The organism is Emergencia sp. 1XD21-10, from assembly GCF_009936045.1.
GTDB lineage: Bacteria > Bacillota > Clostridia > Peptostreptococcales > Anaerovoracaceae > Senimuribacter > Senimuribacter intestinalis.
In genome coordinates, this window is record NZ_QWEQ01000003.1 from 108,544 (window position 1) to 121,142 (window position 12,599).

General features: G+C 41.9%; 15 protein-coding genes and 1 pseudogene. 12 read left to right on the top strand and 4 right to left on the bottom strand.

Features of this window, described 5'->3' with window-relative positions; genetic code table 11:
• Positions 1 to 2: 2 nt before the first annotated feature.
• From D1151_RS01890 to D1151_RS01945, 12 genes and pseudogenes are all read left to right on the top strand, one after another.
• Positions 3 to 734, top strand: coding sequence for a lantibiotic immunity ABC transporter MutG family permease subunit (locus tag D1151_RS01890; protein WP_016307785.1), 732 nt, complete (start codon positions 3 to 5; stop codon positions 732 to 734).
• The gene (locus D1151_RS01895; protein WP_161907738.1) at positions 727 to 1,542 is read left to right on the top strand and encodes a NisI/SpaI family lantibiotic immunity lipoprotein; all 816 of its coding nucleotides are present in this window, start codon (positions 727 to 729) and stop codon (positions 1,540 to 1,542) included. The genes D1151_RS01890 and D1151_RS01895 overlap by 8 nt, the downstream gene beginning before the upstream one ends.
• Positions 1,543 to 1,605: 63 nt before the next feature.
• On the top strand, positions 1,606 to 2,265 hold the full coding sequence (locus tag D1151_RS01900; RefSeq protein WP_161907739.1) for a response regulator transcription factor: 660 nt from the start codon (positions 1,606 to 1,608) through the stop codon (positions 2,263 to 2,265).
• Positions 2,256 to 3,620, top strand: coding sequence for a sensor histidine kinase KdpD (locus D1151_RS01905; RefSeq protein WP_016307788.1), 1,365 nt, complete (start codon positions 2,256 to 2,258; stop codon positions 3,618 to 3,620). Before D1151_RS01900 ends, D1151_RS01905 begins: the two co-directional genes overlap by 10 nt.
• A 168-nt stretch (positions 3,621 to 3,788) precedes the next feature.
• A pseudogene (locus D1151_RS17210) lies at positions 3,789 to 3,911 on the top strand (DUF2000 family protein); the annotation flags it as partial.
• 15 nt (positions 3,912 to 3,926) lie between these two features.
• Positions 3,927 to 4,097: a cysteine-rich KTR domain-containing protein gene (locus tag D1151_RS01915; RefSeq protein WP_016307789.1), complete on the top strand. Its 171-nt coding sequence runs from the start codon at positions 3,927 to 3,929 to the stop codon at positions 4,095 to 4,097.
• 484 nt (positions 4,098 to 4,581) lie between these two features.
• Positions 4,582 to 4,797: a hypothetical protein gene (locus D1151_RS01920; protein WP_161907740.1), complete on the top strand. Its 216-nt coding sequence runs from the start codon at positions 4,582 to 4,584 to the stop codon at positions 4,795 to 4,797.
• Positions 4,798 to 4,801: 4 nt separating this feature from the next.
• Positions 4,802 to 5,104, top strand: a complete 303-nt coding sequence (locus D1151_RS01925; protein ID WP_016307790.1) for a hypothetical protein — start codon at positions 4,802 to 4,804, stop codon at positions 5,102 to 5,104.
• Positions 5,105 to 6,457, top strand: coding sequence for a relaxase/mobilization nuclease domain-containing protein (locus D1151_RS01930; protein ID WP_161907741.1), 1,353 nt, complete (start codon positions 5,105 to 5,107; stop codon positions 6,455 to 6,457).
• A complete protein-coding gene (locus tag D1151_RS01935; RefSeq protein WP_016307792.1) occupies positions 6,454 to 7,350 on the top strand; it encodes a ParB/RepB/Spo0J family partition protein in 897 nt (298 codons plus the stop codon). The genes D1151_RS01930 and D1151_RS01935 overlap by 4 nt, the downstream gene beginning before the upstream one ends.
• A gap of 9 nt (positions 7,351 to 7,359) precedes the next feature.
• Entirely contained in the window at positions 7,360 to 7,644 is a 285-nt protein-coding gene (locus D1151_RS01940) for a hypothetical protein (protein WP_016307793.1), read from the top strand.
• A gap of 85 nt (positions 7,645 to 7,729) precedes the next feature.
• The gene (locus tag D1151_RS01945; protein ID WP_161907742.1) at positions 7,730 to 9,427 is read left to right on the top strand and encodes a recombinase family protein; all 1,698 of its coding nucleotides are present in this window, start codon (positions 7,730 to 7,732) and stop codon (positions 9,425 to 9,427) included.
• A gap of 396 nt (positions 9,428 to 9,823) precedes the next feature.
• Here the strand turns inward: D1151_RS01945 and D1151_RS01950 are convergent, their stop codons facing one another.
• The 4 genes from D1151_RS01950 to D1151_RS01965 are packed head-to-tail and all read right to left on the bottom strand — an operon-like array spanning position 9,824 to position 12,410.
• On the bottom strand, positions 9,824 to 10,018 hold the full coding sequence (locus D1151_RS01950) for a cysteine-rich KTR domain-containing protein (protein ID WP_161907743.1): 195 nt from the start codon (positions 10,016 to 10,018) through the stop codon (positions 9,824 to 9,826).
• A 17-nt stretch (positions 10,019 to 10,035) separates the two neighbouring features.
• On the bottom strand, positions 10,036 to 10,434 hold the full coding sequence (locus D1151_RS01955) for a DUF4180 domain-containing protein (RefSeq protein ID WP_161907744.1): 399 nt from the start codon (positions 10,432 to 10,434) through the stop codon (positions 10,036 to 10,038).
• Between the two features lie 12 nt (positions 10,435 to 10,446).
• On the bottom strand, positions 10,447 to 11,814 hold the full coding sequence (locus D1151_RS01960) for an MATE family efflux transporter (protein ID WP_161907745.1): 1,368 nt from the start codon (positions 11,812 to 11,814) through the stop codon (positions 10,447 to 10,449).
• A 17-nt stretch (positions 11,815 to 11,831) separates the two neighbouring features.
• Entirely contained in the window at positions 11,832 to 12,410 is a 579-nt protein-coding gene (locus D1151_RS01965) for a TetR/AcrR family transcriptional regulator (protein WP_161907746.1), read from the bottom strand.
• Positions 12,411 to 12,599 lie beyond the last annotated feature (189 nt).

The window sequence follows — 12,599 nt, forward strand, 5'->3', positions numbered from 1 at the left end:
AAATGGGTTTTATTTATGCGGTTCGTTCTGAACAGGTAAAAACAAAGCATACACCGTTTTGGGCTATCCATTTTTGTATACCTGCTATTGGGGCATTGTTATTTCTTGCTTACTATTCCCAGTATGGCAGCACAGCAGATAGTAAAAAGCTCAGAATGATATTGGAAATTACGACAACGTTTTTCCCATTGTTGATAAGCGTTATTGTCGGCCTTAATGTTGCACTGGAAGAAAAGGCTTCACACTTCCAAACGCTGCTTGCTGTACCGAACCGACACAAAAATATGCTTGCAAAATTAACTTATCTTTATGGTTCGGGGGTATTTGCATTGTTCTTTCTGTTCCTGTTATTTGTGATTGGCATACATCTTTTGGGAATGGCTGATACAGTACCGCTCAGAATGCTGATTGGAGCCGCCGTCGGGATGGCATTTTGTAATTTGATAATATACATCCTGCACCTGTTCCTCAGCTTCAAATTTGGATTAGGGTTATCCCTGTTTTGGGGCGTATTTGAAAGTCTGCAATGTATCTTATATAGCAATATAGAACTAAAAGGCATAGCAAGGTATATTCCCTTTTCATGGTCTATGAATTGGGTAAAGGATATTTTGAGCCGACAAATTTTCAACTATGGAGCGGAAAAAATATGGATTGCAGCATTAACGACAGGCGGCTTGCTGTTGACCTTATTATGGTTTTCTCATTGGGAAGGACGGAAAAATTATGAATAAAAATAGAAAAATGGTTATCGTCTTGCTATTTGCTTTTGTTGTATGCTTTTCTCTTGCGGGCTGTTCTTTACAGGAAAAAATCAAGGAATATTCCAGTGATAAAGAGCAATGCTATCTGGACGCAGAGAATGTGACGCAATTCTCCTTTAAGGGAAACGACTATACGATTTTGGAGGACACCGTTTCTAATGGCGGGCTTGGGGAATGGACTGGATATATCCGGCAGCTTGCAGCGGTAGACGAAACAGGAAAAGTATTGCTTCAGGAAAACATAGAAGCCGCTACCTTTCGGACGTTGGCAGATTTAGCGGATAAAGCCCCGGAAGCTGCTTATATTATCCCATTCTTGAATGTGTACGCAGCCCCTAACGCTGACGATTATCTGATTGTAGATGTAAACGGAGGGTATCACAAAGCTGTTAGAAAAGAAAATATCAAAGACACAGATACGGTCTTTGACTTCAAGGACACAGAGCAGTCTATGAGTGGAAAGTTTGAAATCAATCCCGAAAATGCAACGCAGCTCCTTTGTGACGGGATTATTTATCAAGTAACCTCTGATACCGCATCAAATGATGAATTGGGAAGCTGGATTGATATTATTGCGGAAAGCGTTACATTCGATACGGAAACGAAACGCCCTTTGTCCAAAGAAGATTTGAACAAGATTGACTGGGACGGAAAAAACGCCGGACAGGGGCGGGAACAATGGTTTTACGCAGATGTTTACGAGATTTACGATACGGATAAGACAGAAGCGGTTGCGGTAAAAATAAATAACCGCTACTATATTGCAGAGCAGAAATGACCGCTTTTCTGCCCTTGCGGATTATGCTATAATACGAAAAGAGCAACGAAAGGAGGCGACACTATGGCAGCAATCCTTATGGTTGATGATGAACGGCCTATTTTAGAGCTTGTGAAAAATGGGCTGCAAAAAGACGGACATTTCATTACTGCCTATATGTCTGCCGCACAGGTTCCGCTTGATAAGCTGAACAGATACGATTTGATTATACTGGATATTATGATGCCGGATATGGACGGATTTTCTTATTGCAATAAAATCCGTTCATTGGTGGACTGCCCTATTCTCTTTTTGACAGCTAAGACAATGGAAAATGATATTACATTCGGGCTTGGCTTGGGGGCAGACGACTATCTGACAAAACCATTCCGCATTGCGGAGCTGCGGGCAAGGGTAAATGCCCACTTACGCCGGGAACACAGGGAACGGCATGCCGCCCTTACCTTTGAACGGATAAAAATTGATTTGTCCGCAAAGGAGCTGCGGGTAGATGATACACCCATTCCCCTAACAAAAAGCGAATATCTGATTTGTGAATACCTTGCAAGAAATAAAGGACAGGTATTTTCAAAAGAACAGATTTATGAAGCAGTTTTGGGCTTGGAGGGCGACAGCGATAATTCTACCATTTCCACCCATATCAAAAATATCCGGGCGAAATTAAGCAAATTGGATATTCAGCCGATAGCGACAGTTTGGGGGATAGGGTACAAATGGGAATAAAAAAGCCAACATCATTGAAAGCGTCTTTTTGGAAATTTTTATGTATGCTGCTGATTGGGCTAATGGTTTCGGTAGCTATTCCATTTAGCCTTATCCTTGCCGGAACCAGAATGGGCTTTATTACTTATGCGGATTATTCAGAACGCAGCGCAAAAAATCTTGTTCCAATTATTGCTGCAACGCCGGATTTAACAGATGTACAGCTTCCTATGGGGTGCAAATACCTCATACTGGATAAGAATTATCAAATGCGGGAAACGTCTTTAGAGGGCGAAGATTTAGACAGGGCTATGGAGTATGCCCTGTCTGGAAAGATAAACGAAAACCTCAACAAGCAGTATCTGTTTGTTACCCGTGAAAATGAATATGTGGTGCTTCAATATTACATTGGCTCACAGTTTATAAATGAATGGTTCTATAATCATTTTCCCTCACCGGAAATTCTGCTATATATCCTCATGGGGATAAACTGTATCGCGGTCTGCGTGATATTAACAGCGAAATTTGCAAAAAATATGAGGGCGCAGCTCTCCCCGCTTTTTGAAGCAACAGAAAAAGTGGCAGAACAAAATCTTGATTTTGAGGTGGGACACTCAAAAATCAAAGAATTTGAAGATGTGTTATGTTCTTTCTCTGATATGAAAAATAATTTGAAATCATCTTTAGAGAAACAATGGAGTGCGGAACAATTACAAAAAGAGCAGATAGCGGCGCTTGCCCACGATTTGAAAACGCCTTTAACTGTCATTCAAGGAAATATCGACTTGATAAGCGAAACAGAGCTTGACGACGAACAGCGGTTATATGCGGGGTATATTATAGAAAGTTCCGGGCAGATGGGCGTTTATATCAGGACGCTGATTGATATATCCCGGACAGTAGCCGGGTATCATCTCAATTTGGAAGAATTTGATATAGCTGATTATATGCAACAGATTGAAGCGCAGGCAAATTCATTATGCCTTACAAAAGAAATTTGTTTACACATGGAAACAGGGGAAAATTTAGGAACTTTCAAAGCGGATAAATTACTACTGGAACGGGCAATTATGAATGTGATAGGCAATGCGATAGATTACTCTCCACCAAAAGGGACAATCTATGTAGAGGTGCAAAAGCCAGACGATTTTCTACAAATCGCCATAATAGATGAGGGAACTGGTTTTACAAATGAGGATTTGCATCATGCAAGGGAGCAGTTTTTTATGGGCGACATCAGCCGAAGCTCTAATATGCACTTTGGCATGGGGCTTTATATCACAAGCAGCATTGTAAAGCAACACAAGGGGGAACTTGCTCTTAAAAATTCCGATAAAACAGGCGGTGCAGAGGTTATAATAAAAATTCCATATTAGGATTTAATGGGCGATAGGAAACATCGCTCATTATTTTTGCAAATCTTTATGAAATCTTCAAAAATATTTCGTAGTATTTTAAAAGTGAACGATTGAACTTAAAGTCCACCATATAAAAAACGGCATGTTGTTGATTTTTCTGATTTGGCATAAGGGTGTAAAACTTACGATGAGATCATCGGTAAAATGACGAACACCTCAGAGGTTAAATTGAATTATATTGGCATCGCAATTTGCGGCAATAAAAAGCAGATTAACAAGTTGACAGGAAATATGCCTTTGTTAAGATAGGAGGAGAAATGGTTTATGAGAACTGAATGGGTACATTGTCCTGTTTGCGGAGCTAAAACCCGTGATAGGATTGGAGAGGATACTATTTTGAAGAACTACCCTCTCTATTGTCCGAAGTGTAAACAAGAAACATTGATAGAAGCAAAAAAATTCCAAGTAACCGTCATCAGAAAGGAAAACACATAATACGCAGAGCCAATAAACGAGTTGAATGAATCGTTCGTTGGCTCTTTCTTATGCCTAAACTATATAGTATTCCCACCTTCTGAAAAAATTATTCAAAAACTTTTTGGAAAGTATTGACAAACACTTATTTCATTCAGTACAATAAAATACTCTTTTATGAGAACCACAACCAATTACATATCCTCACAGAATTTGGGAGTACGGCTTTACGCCGTACACGCCTGCGGTATGCGAAAAAGAAATACCGCCGTTGCCATTGCCGCCTTGAACTGTCGGCGGAGGTCAAGCGTAACAGACAGTTTCGACTTTGAATTTCAAAGCCGGTTACATCATTGTGAAACCAAAACCGCAAGGGATAAGTCTATCCTTTTGTATTGGTCGGTACACATTGATGTGCCGGCTTTTTTTGCTGCCCAAATGCCGGCTACAACTAAATGACCGGCTGGATGGGATATGATTTTGCGATAACCTCTTTTTTCGGAGAGTGAGTGAAACAACGCCGCCTGAGATGGGGGCAGGGACAAAAAAACAACGTTCAGACAAACCGGCGGAAAACAACAGACCGTATGCGGCAGAAAGAGTGTCGCATACCGCAGCAAGCAGGGAAACTGTATTGACAGTTTCCGCCCCAACCGGCTTTATGAGCCGATTGCCCTTTGGGGAATACCCCAATCCCCTCAAAAATCCAAGAAAGGACTGATGTTATGAACGAAGCCAAGAACAAAAATTTATTTATCCGTGTGAGCGAAAAAGAGAAAAACATCATTGAGCAGAACGCCAAAAAGTGCGGGCTTTCCGTGTCAGAGTATCTCCGCCAGCGTGCTTTGGGGTATATGCCAAGAGCCGCCCTGCCCGAAGCATTTTTCTCTTTTAATGATAAGCTGGACGAACTCTGTATCGCTGTCGAAGGCAAAATTACAGCGGATACGGAAGAAAAAATTATTAGACTCATTGACAGTATTACCGAAGAACTGATACTGCCAAAACGTGAAAGGCTGGTGGTGTAAATGGCTACCACCGGCTTCTGGCCTGTCAAAGACAGGCTGAAGGAAGTGATTGATTATGCGGAAAATCCCGATAAAACCATAGACAAAAAGTATGTGGACAGCGATTTGTACACCGCTTTACAGTATGTATCCAACGATAAAAAGACCGATGAGCGTATGTATGTCAGCGGCATCAACTGCAATGCAAAGCGGGCGTATGAGCGTATGACGGCAACGAAAAAACGCTTCGGGAAAACAGGCGGCAATGTGGCGTACCACGGGTACCAGAGCTTCCAGACCGGCGAAGCCACGCCCGAAGAAGCGCACAAATTCGGCATGGAAACCGCAAAGCGGATGTGGGGAAACGAGTATGAAATTGTTGTTACCACACACCTTAATACAGACAATGTCCATAATCATTTTGTTGTAAATTCCGTATCCTTTAAGACGGGCAGGAAATTTGAAAACCATATCTCCGACCACCATAAACTCCGTGAAATCTCCGACTCTGTATGTTTGGAACATGGGAAAAGCATCTTGAAAGACGCAGAGTTTTACGGCAGAAGCAAAAAAGAATACTGGCGGAAACAAAACGGCGGGCTGTCACATCGGGAGATTTTAAAAGCGGATATTGACGCCGCCCTTGCCCAGTCCGCCAACTTCAAGGCATTTGAAATCCGTTTAAAGGATATGGACTATGAAATCTGCCGTGATGAGAACTTCGCCCATTATTCCGTAAAAGGGACAGGCTGGCAGAGGGCAGTCCGCTTAGACCGGCTTGGAAAAGAATACACGCCCGAAGCAATCAGGGCAAAACTGCTTGACAACCAGCGGCATGTCGACTATGTCCCATTCCACAAGCCGAAATATACGCCGCTCCTTACGCTTGAAATCGAGTACCGTAAAATACAGCGCATGGACGGCATACAGATACTTTTTTCCCTTGTGATTGAACTTTGCAGGCTGGTTACGGGAAACAACATTGCCCCCGAAACTCCCCGCCCACTCTCCCCCACCATGCGGCAGGAAATCGTAAAATTAGATAAAACGCTGAAAGAATACAAGTTCCTATGTAAAAACAACATTGATTCCCCGCAGGAGCTTGTTTCTTTTATCGGAGAAAAACGGGAGCAAATCGGCGCATTGGAAAAAGAACGGCAGTCAATTTACAACCGAAACCGCCACAAAAAAGATGATGGATTGAACAAAGCGGCAAGAGAAATCTCCGCCAAGATAAAACCTCTGCGGGCGGAATTGTCCCTTGCAAAAGCAGTCCTTGAAAAAATACCGAAGCTGAAAGAGGTAATTGAAGCCGAACGGCAGGCGGAAACCGCTGTTATAACCAAAAATAAGGAAAGAAGGTATGCACGATGACAAATAGCAAAATTAAAACCAATACCCCGCCGAAGAAAAAGGCGGCGAATATCCAAGTAGATAAACTCCGTACTTTTGAGGGACATCCCTTTAAGGTACTGGATAATGAAGATATGGGCAATCTTATCGTAAGCATCAGACAGCAAGGCATTATCTCCCCACTGATTGTAAGAGCAATTGAAAGCACAGATGAATATGAAGTGATAAGCGGACACAGGCGTTTACACGCCGCCATAAAAGCAGGGCTTTCCGAAGTGCCTGCTTTAATTTATCCCCTTGACCGAAACGAAGCGATGATTGCGGTTGTAGACAGCAACCTGCACCGTGAAAGGCTGCTCCCAAGCGAAAAAGCCTTTGCCTACAAAATGAAAATGGATGCAATGAAAGCACAGGGCAGGAGAACGGATTTAACTTTGTCGCAAGCTGCGACAAAGTCAGATACCGCCGCCGAAATAGGAAAATCACAGAATGAGAGCCGTGACCAAGTGTTCCGCTATATCCGTCTGACTTACCTTATCCCCGAACTGCTTGACAAAGTTGATGAAGGCATTATCGCACTCAGCCCCGCCGTGGAACTGTCCTACCTCTCCAAAGAACAGCAGAAAATACTGCTTGACGCAATGAGCCTGAACGACTGCACACCATCCCACGCACAGAGTATCCACATGAAGAAACAGGCTCAGCAGAATACTCTTTCCTCGGACGGTATTTATGAAATCATGTCGGAGGAAAAAGCCAACCAGACCGAGCGAATCAGCTTTAAAGTACAGGATTTAAAGGGATTTTTCCCGAAAAACTTTACGCAAAAACAGATGACGGACACGATTCTGAAGCTGCTTTATGAATACAACAGAAAACTGGAACGCAGACGAAACAGCCGTGATGAAAGGTAAGGTGGAAGTATGAAAAAATTAGAAACTTTTACAGTCAATCCAAATGCAGTCTATATGCTGCCGCATGAGCCGATAGATGAAAATGAGAAAATCAATTTATCGCAAGAGGTACTGCCCCGCTGTCCCGAAATCCGCATTGAAAGCGGAAAATTAGTGCGTTTCAGTGGTGAAAACGAGTTTTCATTAAAAATTGGCGGCACGACCTACAAGGTCAACACCCATTTCAGCAAAAAAGGAAGCCAAAGCGTATTGGAACAGTTTAAAGAACTGATATTGTCCGAGAAGCTGGTTTAATATTGCACATTGGAAAAAGATAACTGGGTATAGTAAGATAACCCTGCCTTTGCTATGCCCAGTTGTCGGAAAGGAGATTATTTTTATGACAACAGCAAAATTAAACGGGCAGACAGAAGAAAAAATCACAGCTTTGTATTGTAGGCTTTCGGTTGACGACGATAATAAAGACGAGGAATCCAATTCCATAACGAACCAAAAACAGATTTTAAAGGATTACGCCCGCAAAGAGGGATACAACAACACAATGTTTTTTGTGGACGACGGCGTGTCGGGGACGACCTTCCAAAGACCGAATTTTGTGCGTATGGAGCGTATGGCAGAAAACGGCGAAATCGGCACGATTATCGTCAAAGACCTTTCACGCTTCGGGCGTGAGCAGGTGGAAATGGGCAGGCTTACGCAAGTGGTGTACCCATCCCTCGGCATCCGCTTTATCGCCATACAAGAACGTGTGGACACTCTGACCGGCGACGGCGTGGAGATGATGCCCTTCCACAATATTTTCAACGAATGGTATGCGGCGCAGACCTCTAAGAAAATCCGTGCGGTGTGGCAGTCCAAAGCGGAACACGGCGAACGTATCGCTTCTATCGTACCCTATGGGTACAGAAAATCGGAAGATAACCCGAAACAATGGGTAATCGACGAACCGGCGGCGCAAACCGTAAGGAAGATTTTTGCCCTGTGCCTTGCAGGGAAAGGCCCGATGCAGATTGCAAGGCAGCTTGAAGAAGAACAGATACTCTCCCCCGCCGCCTATTTTGAATCCATCGGCAGGAAACATGCTCAGAAAGTCCCCAAAAACCCTTGCGGGTGGGAACAGGCGACCGTTGGCTATATCCTTGAAAACAGGCAGTACACCGGCTGCGCCGTCAATTTCAAAAGCACTACCGTCAGTTACAAAGTCCATAAGAGAATCCAGCACAGCGAGGAGGATTACCAAATCATCCCCGATATGCAGGAAGCCATCATCTCCGAGGAACAATGGCTGAGGGTGCAGGAACTTCGCAAACACAAGCGCAGACCGACGAAAACCGGCAGGACGAGCCTTTTTTCGGGGCTGCTCTACTGCTACGACTGCAAATCGAAAATGCACTTTGTCGCCGCCAAGAGCATGAAACGGAAACAGGAGCATTTCCGCTGTTCCCAATATAAATCCGGCAGAGGGAATTGCACCATGCACTATATCCGCGATATTGTCCTTGAAAGGCTTGTGCTGGAAGCTGTCAGCGATTTATCCGATTTTGTACGCTGTTATGAGCCGGTATTCCTGTATCTGCTGGCAAAGAAAAACAACGCCATGCGGCAGAAGGAATACCAAAAACTTCAGCAGGCTGTTGAGAACGGCACAAAGCGGATAGCGGAAATCGACAGGCTGATTGAAAAGGTATTTGAACAGAACGCAGGCGGCATCCTCTCCGACGAACGGTTTGCTAAAATGCTTCAGAACTACGAAAAGGAGCAGAAAGCATTGACGCTGGAATTGGAAGAAAACCGCCAGACCTTGCAGAATGCCGAACAGCGGGTAATGGATTTAAGGCTTGTCTTACGCACTTTGCGGGAGATGACCGACATTAAGGAGCTTACCCCTACGCTTGTCAATTCGCTGATTGAGCGTATCGAAGTCCACAACAGCGAAAATTTCGGTGGACACAGCCATGTGAAGGTGGATATTTATTTTACGGCGGTGGGGATGATAGATATTCCCACCGAAAAAGAAATCCTTGCCACAATGGAAGAAATACGGAACAATCCGCAGGACTTCAAATTCGTAGCATAACAAAATGATACGGTGTAATCCCTTTTACCGAGTTACACTGTATCTTACATAAAAACATCCTTATCTGGCGACAGCAAAGGCTGTTATACCTTTACGGCTCACGGAGATTTTATCGCTAATATACAGAGATTTAACCTCTACTTGCAGGGTAAAAATCTCCCTTGTGCTGACAAAGATTTTTTTAACGGACTATCCGTCCATTTTTTATGCAGCATATATAAATAGAAATCTCTGCTTGCAGACAAGAAAAATCCCTCCAAACTTCAAAAAGCGAAGTCGGAGGGTGTTCAAAGCATGACAAAGCAACCCACCCGAACATCGTTTTTTTTATTCGGCGGGTGTCTTACCTATTTACAATAAAAAAGCAGAGCCAATCATCTGCGATTTCTCACAAATTTATCGGCTCTGCGGCTTAGCGGCTGGCTCTGAAATAACTATCATCTTTAAATCTATAACATTTATCAGATTCTCATGTTTGCACTTTGGACAAAATAAAGGGAAGTTTTTTAGAATCGTGTCCTTTCGCATCTTATCCCTTGTTTTGCTTCCACAAACGGGACATCTAATCCATTCGGCTGTGTTTGCATCCATACACTACCTCCTGCAAATTAACGCTCGTAACTGTCTCTTTTTTTGTTTTTAACACATCCAGAGAGCTTGTCAACAGCCAAAGCAGCAGTAGGCTGAAAGTAAATGTCTTTTCCTTTATTACTCTCATACATAAAATCTTTCAATGGCTTACTCGTATATTTTGAAAAATCACCATATATCGCAAATCTTACGCCATAGTTGATAAATTTCTGTAATATTTCTCCTGCCAGACAAGTACTCAAAACAAAGAAATCATTTACAATAGCTCCCTTATTTACAGCAATATTGGTGCAGCCCGTTTCATATTTCACTGTCATAACCAAGTCTAAAGCGGACTGAACATCCCTAATCAATAACTCCTCGCTGTTCACAACTGCAACTTCTGTATTATTTTTCTTTATAACTTCTGTTTTCATTTTCTACCTCCATCAATTCTGAATTGTTTTCACAACGACTTTTGACTGCCACTTATTTCCTTTGTATCTCATAATAACAATAGCACTTGCTACACACCATCCTAGACAAGAAGCGATGGCAATCGAAAGAAGCCCTAATTTTCCTATCAACAATACGGTAACAAACAATTTTACAAGTATGGATGCCAGTGAATGAATACCTGCAATCAGTGTATCTCCAACTCCAGAAAGTACACCGCCTAATCCATATATCAAAGCATTTATCGGATAAAACCATAGGCAAATATGGAAATAGCTATAACCGCTTAATATCATTTCTTCGTTATTGCCAATGATTAACCCCAATATTTTCTTTCCCCAGAGCAGCAAAACAATGGAAAGCAGAGCTGTAATAACGATTGCAAGCATTATGCCAAACCTTGTGCCTTGCTTCATACGATTTTCTTCATTTGCCCCGATATTTTGTCCTGCAAAAATACTCAAAGCGTTTCCAAGTGCTTGAACAGGCAGTAAAATAAATGCTTCAATTCTGCTTGCTGCTGTCATTCCGCCTATGCTTGCATTTCCTAACTGGTTGATAAAGCCCTGCACAATCAACATACCGAGAAAAACTGCTAATTGCTGTATGATAATCGGTATACAGATTTTTAATGAAAGCTTTAATAATTCCTTGTCAAAAGAAAGCTCACTTATCATTGGAATTGCCATCGGAAATTTCTTTCGAAGCTGTATCAACAGGTACACACCAGAAATTGCCTGTGCAATAATGGTTGAAGCCGCAATTCCAATAACGCCTCCGCCATTTCTAACAAAAACGATGTTAAGCACTAAATTGATAATGGATGAAACAATCAGAGCAAATAACGGCATTTTTGTTTCACCAAAACTTCTCATAACTGCACCAAGCAAATTATACAGTATGGAAAATGGGATGCCTAAAAATACCGTTCTTAAATATACCGAAGCAAGCCCTAAAAGTTCGGCGGGTGTCTGGGTAATCTTTAATAAAGGTTTTGCTAAAATTGCCCCGCCAAACGCCATCACCAATCCTAAAACCAACAAAAATATAGACATCGTGGAAATAAGGCTTTTAATCTGCTCAAATTGCTTTGCTCCGAAAAATTGGGCAAGAAGTATCGTAATACCAATAGCCAAACCCAAGATAACCGAAACAAACAGCAAATAAATCGGAACAGATACGCCGATAGCAGATAACGCATCTTCACTTACGAAACGCCCCGCAACGACGGCATCAATAACATTATAAAGCTGTTGTAATAAAGTTCCTAAAAAAATGGGAATTGAAAACAAAACTAACTGTTTCTTTATACTCCCCGAAGTCAACGTCGTAGGCTGACCTCTTGTTTCTTTCTTCTGCATTTCTTTCCTGCCTCCTGCTATTCATACAAACTGTCAATCAAATGGTCAACCATAAAATCAAAAGTTTCCATATGATTGTGTGGAAGAATATCCCTATTTTTGATATTCATAATTAAAGAGTAAATAACTGACATTGCCAAACCCGCATCAACTTTAAATTTCAAATGCGGCTGACCCGAAAAAAGCTGCTCGCTCATATGATTGGATTCCTCAATTTTTTTTGCCTGTTCCTCTGATAATTTGTTCATCAATATTGTGAAGTCTGTACTGTCTGAATCGTATAAAAAGTTGTTTTTATCGTATTCCCGATAAATGAGTTTTAATGCTTCTGTGACACCATACTTATCCCTGTGCTTCTCAATTACTTCTGATGCTGCATTGCAAATCTGCTCTTGTACAGAACACAAGACCTCACAAAAGAGAGCTTCTTTCGATTCAAAGAACAAATAAAATGCTCCCTTTGAGATACCTACCTGCTTGCAAAGCTCATCGACACTTGTTTTCTTATAGCCATACTGTGTCCAACTCTGCTTACAGACATCCTGCAAACCTCTTTTGATGTTTTCCTTTTCTCGTTCGGTAAAACTTCTTGCCATAATTCTTCTCCTTTCTGTGACTTAAAATACTATTTCGGTCATAGATATAATATAATAATTGTGATGAAAAGTCAAGTAGTCTATTAAAAAATACAATTAAGCTTTTAAATCTCTCTTTATAAGATATTAAATCTCTTATTATAGGACATTTCATATCGTTCAATAAGACATTACATCTCTGTAAAATAT

Coding starts and splice junctions, on each gene's coding strand:
- D1151_RS01905 (WP_016307788.1), top strand. CDS start 2,256: ATGGGAATAAAAAAGCCAACATCATTGAAAGCGTCTTTTTGGAAATTT.
- D1151_RS01895 (WP_161907738.1), top strand. CDS start 727: ATGAATAAAAATAGAAAAATGGTTATCGTCTTGCTATTTGCTTTTGTT.
- D1151_RS01940 (WP_016307793.1), top strand. CDS start 7,360: ATGAAAAAATTAGAAACTTTTACAGTCAATCCAAATGCAGTCTATATG.
- D1151_RS01900 (WP_161907739.1), top strand. CDS start 1,606: ATGGCAGCAATCCTTATGGTTGATGATGAACGGCCTATTTTAGAGCTT.
- D1151_RS01915 (WP_016307789.1), top strand. CDS start 3,927: ATGAGAACTGAATGGGTACATTGTCCTGTTTGCGGAGCTAAAACCCGT.
- D1151_RS01955 (WP_161907744.1), bottom strand. CDS start 10,434: ATGAAAACAGAAGTTATAAAGAAAAATAATACAGAAGTTGCAGTTGTG.
- D1151_RS01930 (WP_161907741.1), top strand. CDS start 5,105: ATGGCTACCACCGGCTTCTGGCCTGTCAAAGACAGGCTGAAGGAAGTG.
- D1151_RS01935 (WP_016307792.1), top strand. CDS start 6,454: ATGACAAATAGCAAAATTAAAACCAATACCCCGCCGAAGAAAAAGGCG.
- D1151_RS01950 (WP_161907743.1), bottom strand. CDS start 10,018: ATGGATGCAAACACAGCCGAATGGATTAGATGTCCCGTTTGTGGAAGC.
- D1151_RS01945 (WP_161907742.1), top strand. CDS start 7,730: ATGACAACAGCAAAATTAAACGGGCAGACAGAAGAAAAAATCACAGCT.
- D1151_RS01890 (WP_016307785.1), top strand. CDS start 3: ATGGGTTTTATTTATGCGGTTCGTTCTGAACAGGTAAAAACAAAGCAT.
- D1151_RS01965 (WP_161907746.1), bottom strand. CDS start 12,410: ATGGCAAGAAGTTTTACCGAACGAGAAAAGGAAAACATCAAAAGAGGT.
- D1151_RS01925 (WP_016307790.1), top strand. CDS start 4,802: ATGAACGAAGCCAAGAACAAAAATTTATTTATCCGTGTGAGCGAAAAA.
- D1151_RS01960 (WP_161907745.1), bottom strand. CDS start 11,814: ATGCAGAAGAAAGAAACAAGAGGTCAGCCTACGACGTTGACTTCGGGG.